This is a genomic window from Cribrihabitans neustonicus, assembly GCF_048820895.1.
Lineage (GTDB): Bacteria > Pseudomonadota > Alphaproteobacteria > Rhodobacterales > Rhodobacteraceae > Cribrihabitans_A > Cribrihabitans_A neustonicus.
Genome location: NZ_JBMERQ010000002.1, coordinates 26,246 through 42,562 on the forward strand (window position 1 = coordinate 26,246; position 16,317 = coordinate 42,562).

General features: G+C 68.3%; 15 protein-coding genes. 9 read left to right on the plus strand and 6 right to left on the minus strand.

Annotation, left to right across the window (positions count from 1 at the left end; genetic code table 11):
- Window positions 1-59: 59 nt before the first annotated feature.
- The gene (locus tag ACOHWE_RS05280) at window positions 60-287 is read left to right on the plus strand and encodes a WGR domain-containing protein (RefSeq protein ID WP_420664722.1); all 228 of its coding nucleotides are present in this window, start codon (window positions 60-62) and stop codon (window positions 285-287) included.
- 105 nt (window positions 288-392) lie between these two features.
- On the opposite strand, the gene ACOHWE_RS05285 is transcribed toward ACOHWE_RS05280, so the two are convergent.
- A complete protein-coding gene (locus ACOHWE_RS05285) occupies window positions 393-1,604 on the minus strand; it encodes a Zn-dependent hydrolase (protein WP_420664724.1) in 1,212 nt (403 codons plus the stop codon).
- 169 nt (window positions 1,605-1,773) lie between these two features.
- On the opposite strand from ACOHWE_RS05285, the gene ACOHWE_RS05290 reads away from it, so the two are divergent.
- From ACOHWE_RS05290 to ACOHWE_RS05310, 5 genes are read left to right on the plus strand one after another with little or no spacing between them, the layout of a single operon-like run.
- Complete coding sequence (locus ACOHWE_RS05290; RefSeq protein ID WP_420664726.1) at window positions 1,774-2,424, plus strand: histidine phosphatase family protein; 651 nt, start codon at window positions 1,774-1,776, stop codon at window positions 2,422-2,424.
- Between the two features lie 26 nt (window positions 2,425-2,450).
- Window positions 2,451-3,065, plus strand: coding sequence for a glutathione S-transferase family protein (locus ACOHWE_RS05295; RefSeq protein WP_420664728.1), 615 nt, complete (start codon window positions 2,451-2,453; stop codon window positions 3,063-3,065).
- A 15-nt stretch (window positions 3,066-3,080) separates the two neighbouring features.
- A complete protein-coding gene (locus tag ACOHWE_RS05300) occupies window positions 3,081-4,133 on the plus strand; it encodes a saccharopine dehydrogenase (protein WP_420664730.1) in 1,053 nt (350 codons plus the stop codon).
- Window positions 4,133-4,381 carry a SemiSWEET family sugar transporter gene (locus tag ACOHWE_RS05305; protein ID WP_420664732.1) on the plus strand — a complete coding sequence of 83 codons (249 nt, stop codon included), beginning with the start codon at window positions 4,133-4,135 and terminating at the stop codon, window positions 4,379-4,381. The genes ACOHWE_RS05300 and ACOHWE_RS05305 overlap by 1 nt, the downstream gene beginning before the upstream one ends.
- A gap of 12 nt (window positions 4,382-4,393) precedes the next feature.
- Window positions 4,394-5,536: a saccharopine dehydrogenase family protein gene (locus ACOHWE_RS05310; protein WP_420664734.1), complete on the plus strand. Its 1,143-nt coding sequence runs from the start codon at window positions 4,394-4,396 to the stop codon at window positions 5,534-5,536.
- Window positions 5,537-6,189: 653 nt separating this feature from the next.
- On the opposite strand, the gene ACOHWE_RS05315 is transcribed toward ACOHWE_RS05310, so the two are convergent.
- Genes ACOHWE_RS05315 through mutL form a run of 4 tightly spaced genes read right to left on the minus strand, consistent with a single transcriptional unit; the run spans window position 6,190 to window position 11,297 of the window.
- On the minus strand, window positions 6,190-6,513 hold the full coding sequence (locus ACOHWE_RS05315) for a DUF3775 domain-containing protein (protein WP_420664736.1): 324 nt from the start codon (window positions 6,511-6,513) through the stop codon (window positions 6,190-6,192).
- A 33-nt stretch (window positions 6,514-6,546) separates the two neighbouring features.
- The gene (locus tag ACOHWE_RS05320) at window positions 6,547-7,911 is read right to left on the minus strand and encodes an adenylate/guanylate cyclase domain-containing protein (protein ID WP_420664738.1); all 1,365 of its coding nucleotides are present in this window, start codon (window positions 7,909-7,911) and stop codon (window positions 6,547-6,549) included.
- Between the two features lie 3 nt (window positions 7,912-7,914).
- On the minus strand, window positions 7,915-9,327 hold the full coding sequence (locus ACOHWE_RS05325; protein ID WP_420664740.1) for a DNA recombination protein RmuC: 1,413 nt from the start codon (window positions 9,325-9,327) through the stop codon (window positions 7,915-7,917).
- The gene (mutL, locus tag ACOHWE_RS05330) at window positions 9,327-11,297 is read right to left on the minus strand and encodes a DNA mismatch repair endonuclease MutL (protein ID WP_420664742.1); all 1,971 of its coding nucleotides are present in this window, start codon (window positions 11,295-11,297) and stop codon (window positions 9,327-9,329) included. Before mutL ends, ACOHWE_RS05325 begins: the two co-directional genes overlap by 1 nt.
- Before the next feature lie 249 nt (window positions 11,298-11,546).
- On the opposite strand from mutL, the gene deoC reads away from it, so the two are divergent.
- The 3 genes from deoC (at window position 11,547) to ACOHWE_RS05345 (ending at window position 15,756) form a co-directional block, all read left to right on the plus strand.
- Window positions 11,547-12,536 carry a deoxyribose-phosphate aldolase gene (gene deoC / locus ACOHWE_RS05335; RefSeq protein WP_420664744.1) on the plus strand — a complete coding sequence of 330 codons (990 nt, stop codon included), beginning with the start codon at window positions 11,547-11,549 and terminating at the stop codon, window positions 12,534-12,536.
- 85 nt (window positions 12,537-12,621) lie between these two features.
- On the plus strand, window positions 12,622-14,961 hold the full coding sequence (locus ACOHWE_RS05340) for an aldehyde dehydrogenase family protein (protein ID WP_420664745.1): 2,340 nt from the start codon (window positions 12,622-12,624) through the stop codon (window positions 14,959-14,961).
- 309 nt (window positions 14,962-15,270) lie between these two features.
- On the plus strand, window positions 15,271-15,756 hold the full coding sequence (locus tag ACOHWE_RS05345) for a flavodoxin family protein (protein ID WP_420664746.1): 486 nt from the start codon (window positions 15,271-15,273) through the stop codon (window positions 15,754-15,756).
- A gap of 179 nt (window positions 15,757-15,935) precedes the next feature.
- Here the strand turns inward: ACOHWE_RS05345 and rpsO are convergent, their stop codons facing one another.
- On the minus strand, window positions 15,936-16,205 hold the full coding sequence (gene rpsO / locus ACOHWE_RS05350) for a 30S ribosomal protein S15 (protein ID WP_114510826.1): 270 nt from the start codon (window positions 16,203-16,205) through the stop codon (window positions 15,936-15,938).
- Window positions 16,206-16,317 lie beyond the last annotated feature (112 nt).

Sequence of the window (16,317 nt, forward strand, 5' to 3'; positions counted from 1 at the left end):
CGGGCCGCAAGGCGCGGAAAAACTTGCCCGGACGAATCACCCGGCCTAGACTCGGTCCCATGGCCACCTGTCTGCTCTACAGCCAAGCCTCCTCGCACCCGCCGCGGTTCTACCGGATCGAGCTGGCGATGAACCTGTTTTCCGAGGTCTCGGTGGTGCGCGAATGGGGGCTTGCGGGCGGCAATGGCCAGTCCGTCATCAACATCTACGGCAACCTGCGCGAGGCATCCCTGGCCGCCGACAGACACCGCGACCGGATGCTGCGGCGCGGCTACGGCCGCGCCTGATCCCGCGCCGCGCCAGCGGCGCCCGGCCCAACGGGGATGGGGCATTCTTCGAATGTCCCGGCACGGGCGGGAGCCCCCCCCCCGCCCCCGAAGGCATTCAGCGGCTTACCCGGCCAGCGCCCGCGCCGCCCGGTCCAGCACCTCCAGTCCCAGCACCAGATCGTCCTCATCCGTATCCTCGTCAAAGGCGTGGCTGATACCGCCGATCGAGGGCACGAACAGCATTCCCGCCGGCATCACCCGCGCCAGGTTCGCCGCATCATGCAGTGCACCCGAGGGCATCCTGCGCCACTTCCCCGGCGCCCGCGCCTCTGCCGCGGCACTCAGTTCCGCCTGATAACGCGCATCCATCGCCGCCGGTTCGATCCCCAAAACCGGCCCCAGCTCCGCGGTGACGCCATATTGCGCCGCGATCTCCTGCGCCGTCTCCGCGATCGCCGCCTCCATCCGTGCAAGCCGCGCGGCATCGCCATCACGCCATTGCATCGAGAACGCCACCCGCCCCGGCACCACCGAGGCCGCGTTCGGGTGCAGCGCCACGTGGCCGATGGTCCAGACCGTCGATGGCGTCACCAGCTCCGCAAAGCGCTGGTTCAGCGCCGCGTTGAAGGCCGAGAGCGCCTGGAACGCATCGCGGCGCAGATGCATCGGCGTGGTGCCCGCGTGATTCTGGCGGCCCTCGAAGCTGATCCGCATGTCGCGGATACCGACGATATCGGTGACCACGCCGATCCGGTCGCCGCTTTCATCGAGCGCAGGGCCCTGCTCGATATGCATCTCCAGAAACCCGCTGAAGCGTTCCGGAGGCAGGAAATCCTGCGCCCGCCCCGGCATCGCGCCCCGCGCATCGGCCAAGGTAAGGCCCCCGCTGTCGGCAAACCCGTCCGCCTCCGCCATCGGCAGCTTGCCGGTCCAGACCTCCGATCCGGTCAGCACGCCAAAGCGCCCCTCCTCGTCCTGGAAGCTCACGCAGGAGACCGGCGGCCCGCCCGCCTCCTTCGCCGCCCGCGCGACCTCCAGCCCGGCAATCACCCCCAGCGCGCCGTCGAGCCAGCCGCCCTCCGGCTGGCTGTCGCTGTGCGAGCCAAGGAGCAGCGAGCGTTCCCCGCCCAGCCCGAAAAGATTGCCCAGCGGGTCGAGATGCACCTCCAGCCCGGCCTCCTGCATCCGCCCGGCGAGCCACTCGCGCGCTGCGATGTCGGCCTCCGAGTAGGCCTGCCGCACCACCCCCTTGCCCACGCCCGCAGCGCCAAAGCTGCGCAGCTGGTGCAGATCCTTCAAGAACCGTTTGGGATTAAGGAAAGGGGTGAGAGACATGGCGAAACCTCCGTTCTGGCCGCGCCACTCTGCGCCGGGCGCGCGCGCAGCTTCAAGCGGATTCCCAGCCCTGTCTGCGCCTGCGGCACGCTCTGCAGGCAATGCTCCCTTTCCTCGGCCCGGAACCTCCCCTAAGACTTGGCGCCGGAACAGAAAGGACGCTGCCCGCATGACCCACATCACGCTGATCCGCCACGGCCAGGCCAACACCCAGGCGCGCGACGAGGCAAGCTACGACCGGCTCAGCGACCTCGGCCACCAGCAGGCGGCCTGGCTCGGCGATCATCTGCGCGGCAGCGGCAGCACCTATACCCGGGTCTACTGCGGCACCCTCACCCGCCACGTGGAGACCGCGGCCTCGATGGGCTATGCGGACGCAGTACAGGATGCCCGGCTGAACGAGATGGAGTATTTCACCCTCGCCCAGGCGATGCAGGACCAGCACGGCCTGGCGATCCCGGAAGAGCGCGAAGGCTTCGTCTCGCATCTGCCGCAGGTCTTCGCGGCCTGGTCCGAAGGCCGCATCCGCGACCCCTACGAGACCTGGGACGCCTTCGAGACCCGCACCCAATCCGCGCTGGCCGAGATCGCCGAAGGAGACGGCCCGGCGCTGGTCGTCACTTCGGGCGGGCTGATTGCGATGGCGATGCGGCAGGCGATGGGGCTGGACACCGGCGGCATGGCGCGGCTGGCGCTGGCGGTGCTCAACACCTCGATGCACCGGCTGTTCCCGATCGGAGGGCAGATGAGCCCGGTGCTGTTCAACGCGGTGCCGCACCTGGAAGCCCCGGACCGCCACTTCGCCCAGACCCACCTCTGACGCCACACCCGCAGGGAGGACACCACATGCAGCTCTACTACGCCCCCGGCACCATCTCCGTCGCCGTAGCGCTCGCGCTGGAGGAAGCCGGGCTGGAGTACGAGGCGGTGAAGATCGACTTCGCCGCCAAGGAACAGGCCAGCCCCGCCTATGCCCAGATCAACCCCAAGGGCCGGGTGCCCGCGCTGGCGGTCGACGGCGGCATCCTGACTGAAACCGGCGCGCTTCTGGACTATATCGCCGACCTCGCGCCGGACGCCGGGCTGCGCCCCGCCGACCCGCTGCTGGCGGCGCGGATGCGGGAGGTGATGTACTATATCGCCTCCACCATGCACGTGAACCACGCCCACCGCCTGCGCGGCGCCCGCTGGGCAAAGGAGCGCGCGAGCTGGAAGGACATGCAGAAGATGGTGCCGCAGACCATGGCGGCCTCCTGCGATTACATCAGCCAATATGGGCTGCGCGGGCCGTTCGTGCTGGGCGAAACCCTCAGCCTTGCGGACTGCTATCTCTATGTGGCCTGCACCTGGCTGGACGGCGACGGGGTAAAACTTGAAGATTATCCCCGCATCGCGGAATTTATGACGGCGATGCAAGGCCGCGCCTCGGTGCAGCGTCTGCGGGCCAGGGAAATGATTTGAGGGAAGTGGAAGTCGATGACGCATCTTTGGGTACGGGCCGAACAGCGCCCCAATGAAGAACGTGCGGGCCTGACGCCGGCTGGCGCAAAGGCGCTGCTGGCAGGCGGCATCCAGGTCACGGTGGAGGAAAGCCCGGTTCGGGCGATCCCGCTTCAGGGCTACATCGATGCAGGCTGCGAGATCGCGCCGGCGAACAGCTGGCCGCAAGCGCCCGCGGATGCCATCATCTTCGGCCTGAAAGAGCTGCCCGAGGACGGCACGCCGCTTACCCACCGCCACATCATGTTCGGCCATGCCTTCAAGGGCCAGCGCTCCGGCAGGGCGCTGCTCGAGCGTTTCAGGGCGGGCGGCGGCACGCTTTATGATCTCGAGTATCTCGTCGATGAGGACGGCCGCCGGGTCGCTGCCTTCGGCTACTGGGCGGGCTATGCCGGGGCTGCCGTCTCGCTCAAGTGCTGGGCGGCCCAGCAGCGCGGGGAAATCTGCGGCCCCGTCGGCATCTACCCCGGCAAGGACGCGCTCCTGACCGAGCTGAGCGCCGAGCTGGATGCGCTTGACAAGGCCCGCCCCTCCGCCATCGTGATCGGCGCGCTTGGCCGGGTCGGCACCGGTGCGGCAGACCTTTGCGAGGCGATGGGCGTCAAGACCACCCGGTGGGACAAGGCAGAGACCGCCCACGGCGGCCCCTTTCCGGAGATCCTGGAGCACGGGATCTTTCTCAACTGCATCTTCGCGCGCCCCGGCACGCCGGTCTTTGTTCCCCGTGAAACGCTCGCCATGCCCCGCGCGCTCAGCGTGATCGGCGATGTCGCCTGCGATCCCGACAGCGATTACAATCCGGTGCCGGTCTATGACCGCGCCACCAGCTGGGAGCATCCCGCCCTGCGCGTGGCCGAAGACCCGGTGCTCGACGTGATGGCGATCGACAACCTGCCGTCGATGCTGCCGGTGGAAAGCTCCGAGGACTATGCCGCCCAGCTGCTGCCCTCGCTGCTCACGCTCACCGATCTGGACAGCGGCGTCTGGGGGCGGGCCAAGGCCGCCTTCCGCGAGCATCTGCCCGAATGATGGCGCCCTATGTCGGCTATCTGGCCGCCATCCTCGGCACCATCTGCTGGATCCCCCAGGCCTGGAAGGCTTGGGCAAGCCGTGACACCGCCGGCCTGTCGCTCCCCTCGAACCTCATGTTCCTCGCTGCGGTTACCCTGTGGCTTGCCTACGGGCTGATGGTCGGCGACTGGCCGCTGATTCTGGCAAACGCCTGCGCCGTGACCGCCGTTCTGGCGATTGTCGCGGCCAAACTGAAATTCGGATAAGGGAGACCACTCATGACAATTCACTGGTGCGGCACCGGCCTCTCCGCCATCCCCGGCCTGCGGCGCCTGCTGGAGGCGGGCCACGATGTCGCGGTCTGGAACCGCACGCCGGAAAAGGCACGCGAGGCGGTGGGCGATCTCACGACCAACATCCATACCTTCAGCATCGCCAACCTCGGCCAGATGCTGAGCCCCAAGGATGTGATCGTCTCGATGCTTCCCGGAGACTGGCACGTGCCGCTGGCGGAGCTGGCGATCGAGCGCGGCGCGCATTTCGTCTCTTCCTCCTACATCGCGCCGGAGATGCGCGCGCTGGACCAGAAGGCGAAGGATGCGGGCGTCTGCCTCATCAACGAGGTCGGCCTCGACCCCGGCATCGACCACCTGATGGCGCATGCGCTGGTGGATGCATACAAGGCCTCCGAAGCCTTCGACGCCGAAAACGAGATCAGCTTCATCTCCTACTGCGGCGGCATCCCGAAGACCCCGAACCCCTTCCGCTACAAGTTCAGCTGGTCGCCGCTTGGCGTGCTGAAGGCGCTGCGCTCGCCGTCCCGTTCGATCCGCAATTTCCAGCCGCTGGACGTCGACCGGCCGTGGGATGCGGTCTCCAGCTACGAGGCGCCGCTGCCCCAGCCCGAAAGCTTTGAGGTCTACCCGAACCGCGACTCGCTGCCGTTCATGGCGCAGTACCACTTCGGCAAGGACTGGAAGGTGAAGGAATTCGTCCGCGGCACCCTGCGCCTCAACGGCTGGTCCGAGGCCTGGGCGGATGTGTTCAAGGAGGTCGAGACCCTGGCAGGCCCGGCGGGCGACGCACGGCTCAAGGAGATGTCGGACCAGTTCTGGGCGGAAAACGCCTATGACGAAGGCGAGCCGGACCGGGTGGTGCTCTGCGTCGGCCTGAAGGCGGAGAAGGACGGCAAAGCGGTCTGGCACAAGTCCTACGTGATGGACGCCTGGGGCGACGACCGCGGATCGGCAATGGCACGGCTGGTCTCCTTCCCGGTGTCTTTCGCGATCGAGGCGGCGATGAACGGCAAGATCGCGCACGGCGTCCACGCCGCGCCCAGCGATCCGGCGCTGGTTTCGGACTGGATGGCCAAGATCGGCAAGCTGGCCCAGCATCTCGCGGTGGTGGATCACACGGGTTGAGGCCGCAGCAGCGCCCCGCTTCCCCAGCCTTCAGGGGCGCCGCCACCGCGGCGCCCTTTACCGTTCCAGGCACAACGGAAGTAATGACACGCGCGCTGGAGAGACGGATCCCTAGCCCCCTTCTATGGGCCCGCGGTTCCTGCCGCACCGCCTTCCGCACCCAACTTTCTTGCCCGTTTCCGATTGTCCCAAGGCGCGGGACAAGGCCGCAGGCCGCCGCGCATCGCCGGCGCGCCCCCACGCGGCGGCGATTTGGCTGAGGCTGGGCGGTCCTTCGAGAGGGTCTACGGACTTGGCGGGGATAAACTGCCAGCCAGAACCGTTCGGATCGCCCCCCGCGCGCGCCGGCAATCCACGGCTTGGAGCATTTGTGTGAAACCACGCCGGGTTTGACGCCCAGTTACTTCCGCTCCCGATTCATTCCTCTTGAGCCGGATGTTTCCCGAGGCGCGGAACAAGGCAATTGCCCGTCGAAGGTCACGCCCCTGCGCGGCGGCAATCCACGGCCTGGAGTATTGAAAGGAAACCGCGTCGGCTATGGCGCCCCGCCACCTCCCCACGCTGATCTTCGTCCGGTGCGGCTCGTCCCCCAAGCGCGGAACAAGGCCGAGAGGCCGCCGCCCGGCCGTAAGCGCTCAACACCAACGCAAGGCTCAGCGGCCGATCACGTCGTCCTCGACGTCCTGCACATCGACGCCCAGCGCCTCCAGCCCGGCTTCCAGGTTGTCGGCCAGATGCGGGGTGCCGATCAGGTAGTCGGCGGTCGGGGTTGTGGCCTCCTGCTTGGCGGTCTCCACCGCTTCGGCCAGCTCCTCCGGCTCGAAGCTGCCGCGGCCGATCCACATGATGGCGACCAGCTCCGCCTGCTGGTCCTCTCCCATCCGGTCGATGAAGGCGCGCAGCTCGCCCTCGGCGCGGCGCAGCTCGCGCGCCATCATCGCCACCTGCGCCACTTTGCGGACCGAGATCTCCAGCATCGCACCACTCCTTCTTTACGCGGCTCCAGCATATCAAACAGTGGGGCAATCACCTAAGTCTTTGATCCGGGGCAAATCAGCGCCCTTTTCCTCCGCCGCCCTCCCGAAGAGCGCAAGCCCTTCGCGCCGCCCGCGCAAGGGCTCCGGCGGCAGCTTGGTCCAGCCCGTGCGCGCGGGCGCCCCGGCCTCCGCCCCGCAGGCTCCGGCGGCCTCAATCAGCGCAGCCGAAGCCACCGCCGCCATGCCGCGCTCCTTGCAGAGTTCCTCCAGCCGGGCGGCGATGTTCACCGTGTCGCCGAAGACCGAGTATTCCAGCCGCTCCGGCGTGCCCGCCACCCCGGCATAGACCTCGCCCCAATGCACGCCCACGCCCGCGGCCAGCGCCGCGTCCCCGCGCTCGCGGCGCCAGTCCGCAATTTCCTGCAGCAGCCCTTCGGCGCAGTCGAGCGCCCGCGCCGCGGCGCCTTCGCCCTCGAACAGGATCATCGCGGCATCGCCGATATACTTGTCGATCAGCCCGCCGGTGCGGTCCGCCACCCGCTGCACCCGGGTCCGGAAGCCGGTGATCAGCGCGCTCACCTCCTGGGGCGCGCGGCCCTCGCACCAGCGGGTGAAGCCGCGCAGATCGATGAACAGCACCGCCATCTGCTGCTGCCGCCCCTCGCGCAGCGCCTCCAGGCCGCCGCCCGCCAGCCGGTCGGCGAGCTGCCGCGGCAGGTAGCGGGTGAGGTTGGCCTTCTGCCGCGCCTCCTCGAGCGAGCGGTGCAGGAGCATCCGCATCCGGTCCGCCGCCACCACCAGCACCAGCCCGGCCAGCATCACCATTACCACCCGGATCATGTTCGGCGGCGTGGTGAGCGTCATCTGCAGCCGCAGCGCGGCATCCGGCAGCTCCTGCTCGGGCCGCCACAACGCCAGCCACACCAGCCCGGCCGCCATCAGCCCCGCCATGTAGGCGAGCAGCGCCGGGTTAAAGCGCAGCACCCCGAAGGCCAGCACCACCGGCACCATCCAGACCGAGGGCATGGCAAAGACCATCGCCCCCGGCACGCCGCCATTGACCAGAGACAGGTAGCTGTTGATCAGCATGAAGGCGCAGTCGGCGGTGGCGGCAAGCCAAATCATCCAGGGCCGGAACAGCCCCCGCACCACCGCCCCGTAGGTGGCCACGCCCAGGCCGAGGTAAGAGAGCATCGTCACGGAGGCGAGCCCGACCTGCCGCTTCACATAGGCCTCCTCATAGGCAGGCACCTGGTCCAGCGCCAGCATCAGGCTCACCAGAAGCCCCAGCGCCACCGCTACCCGCAGGAGCGCCACGATCCGCTCAGCTTCCAGTTCCGCCTGCCGCAGCAGCGCCGGCGGCACCGGGCGCCGCGGGGCAAGCCGGGGCGCGCGCACGCGCTACTCCTCCGGCGCCAGGAGCGCCATCTGGCGCGGTTCGGTTTCCACTTGGCCAGGGTCCTCCAGCGCAGCGCCATTGGCGACCACGCCCATCGTCTCGAACTTGCGGGCCGAAGGCAGCACCCGCGCCTCCAGCGAGCCTACCGCCTTGTTGTAATGGCTGACCGAAGAAGAGAGCGACTTGCCCACTGCCGCGAGGTTCCTGGAGAAGGTGCTGAGCCGGTCGTAGAGCTCCTTTGCGGTCTTCTGCACGGCGACCGCGTTCTCGGCCATCTTCTCCTGCTGCCAGCCGTAGGCGATCGACTTCACCAGCGCCATCAGCGTTGTCGGCGTCGCGATCAGCACCTTGTTCTCAAAGGCATATTCGATCAGCCCCGGGTCCGCCTCGACCGCCGCCGAGACGAAGGTCTCGCCGGGGATGAACATCACCACAAAATCCGGCGTCTCCGCCAGCGCGCTCTGATAGGACTTCGACGACAGCTGCTTCACATGGCTGCGCACATGCCCCGCGTGACGGGTCAGCGCCGCCTGCTGCTGCTCCGGCGTCTCCGCCTCCAGCGCGTCGAGATAGGCTTCCAGCGGCGTCTTGGCGTCGACCACGATGCTTTTGCCGCCGGGGATGCGCACCACCGCATCGGGGCGGCGCAGGCCGTCGTCCGTGCCGACGCTCTTCTCCAGCTCGTAGTCCACGTGTTCGGCCATGCCGGCCATCTCGAACACCTGCCTCAGCTGCATCTCGCCCCAGCGGCCGCGGGTCTTGGGCGCGCGCAAGGCCTGCACCAGCTTGCGGGTCTCGCCGCCGAGCATGGCCTGCCCCTCGGCCAGGTGCTTCACCTGCGCCCGGATCGCGCCATAGGCCTCGTTGCGGGCCTGCTCGATCTCCTTGATGCGCTCGCCGAACTGGCCCAGCTTCTGATCGAGCGGCTTCACCAGCCCCTCGATCGCCGCCTGGCGCTTGGCCAGATCGGCATCGGCGCTCTTGCTGTGGGCCTGGAACCGCTCGCTCACGAGGTTGAGGAAGCTTTCCGAGTTCTGCTTCAGCACGCCCGAGGCAAGCGCGGCAAACTTGTGCTCCATCTGCGCGTTCACTTGCCGCAGCTCCTCCAGCCGCGCGGCGTGCTCGGCCTTCAGTGCCTGCACCTGGGCCTCGGCGTGGTAGCGCGCGGTGCGCTCGTTGTCGCTGGTGCGGCGCAGGGTGGCCAGTTCGTCGGCGAGCTCGGGCAGCCGCGCGGCCTCGGCCTGCAGCGCCGCGTTGTGGCTGCGCAGATCGGCATTGGCCGCCTCAAGCGCCCGCCGCGCGCTGCCCGCCCGGCGCAGGGCAAGCGCAAGCAGCGCAATTGTCAGCAGTCCCGCCGCCAGCAGCATCAGCCCCAGCGCATCCATGGTGGCCACCGCCACGTCCATGCCTTCCATCAGCTCCGTCCGAACAGCCGCTCGATGTCGGCCAGTTTGAGTTCCACATAGGTCGGGCGGCCATGGTTGCACTGGCCGGAATGCGGCGTGGCCTCCATCTCGCGCAGCAGCGCATTCATCTCCTCGCCGCGCATCCGCCGCCCCGAGCGGATCGAGCCATGGCAGGCCACCCGGCTCAGAATCGCCTCCAGGCGCGCCTGCACCAGCTGGCTTTCGCCCTGATCGTCCAGCTCATCCAGAATGTCCCGGACCATCGCTTCGGCGTTGACCTCGCCCAAGAGCGCCGGGGTCTCCCGCACCGCCACCGCGTTGCCGCCAAAAGCCTCGATGCCCAGCCCGAAGCGGGCGAGATCCTCGGCGACCTCGAGCAGCCGCGCGCAGTCGCCCTCGCTCAGCTCGACGATTTCCGGGATCAGAAGCGCCTGCGCCGCGACGCCGTTTTCCGCCATCTGCCGCTTCAGCTTCTCATAGACCAGCCGCTCGTGGGCGGCGTGCTGGTCGACAATCACCATGCCGTCGCGGGTCTGGGCGATGATGTAGTTTTCATGCACCTGGCCGCGCGCCGCACCCAGCGGCAATTGCTCGGCCCCGGGCGCGGCGGCCTCGGGCGCATCCGGCGCTGGCCCCGGGGCCTCCGGCGCTTCCACGGTGCGGCCGCTGTAGGCAGTGGCCAGCTCGGCAAACCCCGCCGCCGCAGGCTCATAGCCGAAGGAGGAGCCTTGCGCGGGCGCCGCATACCCCTCCGCATAGCCCGGGCGCTGCGCCGCATAAGCCGCCGTGCGCGCCCCCATCGAGGGCCGGTCCATCTGGTAGATCCGCGGCGCCGTCTGCGCACCAGACTGGCCCTCCGTCTGCTCCGGCCGCATCGCCCCCAGGGTGGCCCCCGCTACGGTGGAGGACGCGCGGTGCCCGGCCTCCGCCAGCCCGTGGCGCAGGGCCGAAACGATCAGCCCGCGTGCGACGCCCGGATCGCGGAAGCGCACCTCCGACTTGGCCGGATGCACGTTCACGTCGACCAGCTGCGGGTCGCAATCGACAAACAGCGCCGCCGCCGGGTGCCGGTCTCGGCTGAGGAAATCGAAATAGGCGGCGCGCAAGGCCCCGGTCAGCATCTTGTCCTTCACCGGCCGCGTATTCACAAACAGGAACTGCGCCACCGCCGCGCCGCGCGAATAGGTCGGCAGCGCCGCGTAGCCGTAAAGCCGGATGCCGTCGCGGCTTGCGTCGATCTTCAGCGCGTTCTCGGCAAACTCCCGCCCCAGCACCGCCGCCAGCCGCCCGTGCAGCGCGTCAAACAGATCGCCCGAGAGCGGATCGGCGCGGAAGGTCACCCGCCCCTCGCCCCCGCCCGAGACATCGCGCAGGGTGAAGCCCACCGAAGGCTCCGCCATCGCCAGCCGCTTCACCGTGTCGGAGATCGCCTGGGCTTCGGCCCGGTCCGAGCGCATGAACTTGAGCCGCGCGGGCGTGGCAAAGAACAAATCGCGCAGCTCGACGATGGTGCCCGCGCGCAGGCCCGCGGGCTTCACCGGCTCGATCTTTCCGCCCGAAACCCGCACCTGCGCCGCCTCATGCCCCTTGGCGCGGCTGGTGATGGTCAGCCGGCCGACGGCGCCGAGCGAGGGCAGCGCCTCGCCGCGGAAGCCGAAGGTGTGGATGTTCAGAAGGTCCGAGCCGTCGATCTTCGAGGTGGCATGGCGGCTGAGCGCCAGCGGCAGGTCCTCCGGCGTCATGCCGCAGCCATCGTCGGTCACCCGGATCAGCGTCTTGCCGCCGTCGGCGATTTCCACCGTGATCCGGGTGGCGCCCGCATCGATGGCGTTTTCCACCAGCTCCTTCACCGCCGAGGCCGGCCGTTCCACCACCTCGCCCGCGGCAATGCGGTTGATGGCGCTGTCATCGAGCTGCCGGATGACGGGACGGCCGCCCGCGGGCGGGGTTTCGCGAATATCGGGATCTGCACTGCTCATGCCCCCGAATCTAGCAGAGAAGGCGGATTCTGCCAGCGTGAACGCTGCGCCGCCGCAGGATCGCGCCGCGGTTGCCGGCGCCGCCTGTCCTGCCGCATCCGCGCGAACTTTGGCCGGTGCTCAAGCGCAGGTGACTTCGGGGAAATTTGTCCATTCGGTCAAAAAACACCGCCGCCGCACGGCCGCCTCGCTTGCCAATATGCCGCACCCGTGCGAATTTCGCGCAGAACTCTGCTGAGGACCCCCCCAATGGAACGCCATATCGCTGAACATAGCGCGCTGCCGCCGCATCCGGTCGAGCCGCGCAACCCTGGCATGGAGCTGGACCTGGACTGGGTCGCTGCCGTGCAGGCCAACACTTCCGCCATCGAACGCCGCTGCGCCACCCTGCCCGGCCGCCGCAGCGTGAAAAAGGACTACCAGGCCGCCTGGCTCTTGAAGGCGATCAGCCTGATCGACCTCACCACGCTGTCGGGCGACGACACCGAGGCCCGGGTGCGCAGGCTGTGTGCCAAGGCGCGCCAGCCGGTCGATGCGAAACTGCTGGCAGAGCTCGGCATGGAAGGCCTCACCACCGGCGCGGTCTGCGTCTACCACGACATGATCGAAACCGCGGTGGCCGCACTCAAGGGCACCGGCATCCCGGTGGCCGCGGTCTCCACCGGTTTCCCGGCAGGCCTCTCGCCCTTCCACCTGCGCGTCGCCGAGATCGGCGAAAGCGTGAAGGCTGGGGCCGAGGAGATCGACATCGTGATCTCCCGCCGCCACGTGCTGTCGGGCAACTGGCAGGCGCTTTACGACGAGATGAAGGCCTTCCGCGAGGCCTGCGGCAGCGCCCATGTGAAGGCGATCCTCGCCACCGGCGAGCTGGGCTCCCTGCGCAACGTCGCGCGCGCCTCGCTGGTCTGCATGATGGCGGGCGCCGATTTCATCAAGACCTCCACCGGCAAGGAAAGCGTGAACGCCACCCTGCCGGTATCGCTGGTGATGATCCGCGCCATCCGCGACTATTACGAGCGTACCGGCTACCGCGTCGGCTACAAGCCCGCGGGCGGCATTTCCAAGGCCAAGGACGCCCTGGTCTACCTCAGCCTGATCAAGGACGAGCTTGGTGACCGCTGGCTGCAGCCCGACCTGTTCCGTTTTGGCGCGTCGTCGCTCCTCGGCGATATCGAGCGCCAGCTCGAGCATCACCTTACCGGCGCCTATTCCGCCGCCCACCGCCACGCGATGGCATAACGCCGGTTCGGCGCCGCCCCGGAATCCGGCGCGGATTCCGGCCCGTTTTCCGGTGGAAAACGGCGACAGAACGAGAGGTTCTACAATGACCGTCAGAGAGATTTTCGAAACCATGGACTACGGACCCGCACCCGAAAGCGCCGCCGAGGCGCTGGCCTGGCTGGTCGATCAGGGCAGCCGGTTCGGCCATTTCATCAACGGCGAATTCACCGCCCCCGGCGACGGCTTCGAAAGCCGCAACCCGGCCAATGGCGAGGTGCTGGCGACCCTGACCCAGGCCAGCCAGTCCGATGTCGACAGCGCCGTCGAGGCCGCGCGCAAGGCGCAAGGCAAGTGGGAAGCGCTCGGCGGGCCCGGCCGCGCCCCCTACCTCTACGCGATTGCCCGGCTCCTGCAGAAACACGCCCGCCTGTTTGCGGTGCTGGAAACGCTCGACAACGGCAAGCCGATCCGCGAGAGCCGCGACATCGACATCCCGCTTGCCCAGCGGCATTTCTACTACCACGCCGGCATGGCCCAGCTGATGGAAGCCGAGCTGCCCGACGCCGAGGCGCTGGGTGTCTGCGGCCAGATCATCCCGTGGAACTTCCCGCTGCTGATGCTCGCGTGGAAGATCGCGCCCGCGATCGCGATGGGCAACACCGTGGTGCTGAAACCGGCGGAATACACCTCGCTCACCGCGCTTCTGTTTGCCGACATCTGCCGCCAGGCGGGGCTGCCCAAGGGCGTCGTCAACATCGTCACCGGCGACGGCGCCGTGGGCGAGATGATCGTGGCGGCCGAGGTGGACAAGGTCGCCTTCACCGGCTCCACCGCCGTCGGCCGCCGCATCCGCGAGGCCACCGCGGGCTCCGGCAAGGCGCTGACGCTGGAGCTGGGCGGCAAGTCGCCCTACATCGTCTTTGACGACGCCGACCTCGACAGCGCGGTCGAAGGGCTGGTCGATGCGATCTGGTTCAACCAGGGCCAGGTCTGCTGCGCGGGCTCGCGCCTGCTGGTGCAGGAAAGCGTCGCCGAACGCTTCCACGCCAAGCTGCGCGCCCGCATGGACAATCTGCGTGTCGGCAACCCGCTCGACAAATGCATCGACATCGGCGCCATCGTCGACCCGGTCCAGCTCGACACCATCCAGAGCCTCGTCGCGTCCAACCGCGCAGGCACGATGCACCAGGCCAAGGTGAAGATGCCCGAGGGCGGCTGCTTCTACCCGCCGACCCTGATCGAGGGGCTCGCGCCCTCCGATCCGCTGATGCAGGAGGAGATCTTCGGCCCGGTCCTGGTCTCCACCACCTTCCGCACCCCGGGCGAGGCGGTGGAACTCGCCAACAACACCCGCTACGGGCTGGCGGCGACGGTCTGGAGCGAGAACGTGAACCTCGCGCTCGACATCGCCCCCAAGCTGGCGGCCGGCGTGGTCTGGATCAACGGCACCAACATGTTCGACGCCGCGGCCGGCTTCGGCGGCGTGCGCGAAAGCGGCTTCGGGCGCGAAGGCGGCTGGGAAGGGCTTTCCGCCTACACCCGCCCCAGGGCCAAAGCGAAACCGCTGGCCCGGATCGAACCGGCAAGCGGCGATGGCGCCGCGCCGGAAGGCACGCTTGACCGCACCGCAAAGATGTACATCGGCGGCAAGCAGGCGCGCCCCGATGGCGGCTACAGCCAGGCCATTCTCGGCAAGGGCGGCGCGCTGCTCGGCCATGTCGGCATTGCCAACCGCAAGGACGTGCGCAACGCGGTCGAGGCCGCGGCAGGCGCGAAGGCCTGGTCCAAGACCTCCGGCCACCTGCGCGCGCAGATCCTCTATTACATCGGCGAGAACCTCTCGGCCCGCGCCGACGAGTTCGCCACCCGTGTGGATGCGATGACCGGCAAGAAGACCGGCGCCAAAGAGGTCGAGACCGCGATTCAGCGCCTGTTCACCGCCGCCGCCTGGGCCGATAAATACGACGGCCAGGCCCATGGCGTGCCGATCCGCGCCGTGGCGCTGGCAATGAAGGAGCCGGTCGGCGTGATCGGCGCGCTCTGCCCGGACGAGGCGCCGCTGCTGGGCTTGGTCTCGGTGCTGGCGCCCGCGATCGCGATGGGCAACCGGGTGGTGCTGGCCGCCTCCGAGCCGTTCCCGCTGGCGGCTACCGACTTCTACCAGGTGCTGGAGACCTCGGACGTGCCCGCGGGCGTGGTCAACATCCTCACCGGCAGCCACGCCGAGCTTGCAGGCCCGCTGGCGTCGCACCTGAACGTGGACGCGGTCTGGAGCTTCTCCTCCACAGATCTGTCGGCGGAGATCGAAAAGGCCTCGGCCGGCAACCTGAAGCGGACCTGGGTCAACAACGGCACCGCGCCGGACTGGATGCAGGACCATACCAAGCGCTTTCTGCAGGAGGCCACCGAGGTGAAAAACATCTGGGTGCCCTACGGCGAATAGGCCTGGCCAAATGACCGGCAAAGCCGTCCCGAAGGGGGCGGCTTTTTCTTTTTGGGTCTGGTTCCGTCCCGACAGGCTGCTTGCGCGGAACAAGGCCGAGAGGCCGCCGCGCATCGCCGCCGCGCCCCCACGCGGTGGCGATTTGGCCGAGGCTTGGCGCTCCGTCGATAGGGCGTACGGACTTGGCTGGGATAAAATGCCAATCAAGCCTGTTCGGATCGCCCCCGCGCGCGGCGGCCATACGCGGCTTTACTCCCGCAGCACCTGCAAAGATGCTAACCAAGCACGAGTAATATAAGGCAGGCGCGGATGGCGGAGCTTCTGATTGTCTATCATTCCCTCACCGGCGGCAGCCGCCAGATGGCCGAAGCCGCCGCCGATGCCGCGCGCGACGAGATCACGGTCACCCTTAAAACCGCGGCCGAAGCAGGCCCCGAGGACCTCATGCGCGCCAGCGGCTACATCTTCTGCGCGCCGGAAAACCTCGCCGCCATCGCGGGCGTGATGAAGGATTTCTACGACCGCAGCTACTACCCTGTGCTGGGCCGGATCGAGGGCCGCGCCTATGCGCAGATGGTCTGCGCGGGCTCCGATGGCGCCAATGCCGCACGCCAGACCGCGCGGATCGCGCAGGGCTGGCGGCTCAAGGAGGTGCAGCCGCCGCTGATCATCTGCACCCATGCGCAAACGCCCGAGGCGATTCTCGCCCCCAAGACCATTCCTGAGACAGAGCTGAAGGCCTGCCGCGAACTGGGCCAGGCGATGGGCGCCGGGCTGGCGATGGGCGCGTTCTGAGCCGCCGCAGCCTGCCGGGCCTCCGCGCCTCGGCGCGGCACCGCGGCCTCGCGCCAAGGCTTTTGCAAGAGCCTTGCCCGGCCCGCCCCGGGCAAGCGCCGCGCGGCCATTGCAAGGCGCACAAAAAAACGCCCGCTCCAATCGGAACGGACGTTTCGGAATACCTGTGACGGCGCAGCTTAGCGGCGGATGCCCAGGCGCTTGATCAGGTCCTGGTAACGGGCCTCATCCTTGGCTTTGGTGTAGTCCAGCAGCTTGCGGCGCTGAGCGACCATCTTCAGAAGGCCACGGCGGCCGTGGTTGTCCTTCTTGTGGGTCTTGAAGTGCTCGGTCAGGGTGGTGATGCGCGAGGTCAGGATGGCCACCTGGACTTCCGGCGAGCCGGTGTCGCCGTCCTTGGTCGCGAATTCCTTGATCAGGCGGTTCTTTTCTTCTGCGGTGATCGACATCGGGGTCTCCTTCGATGCTGAAGTGGATGGCGCAGGCCGGGATGTCGTCCAGCACAGGCCCTTGGAGAAACCTGCCGCGAAGGCAGCAGATGCGGGCGTATAGGATGATTCC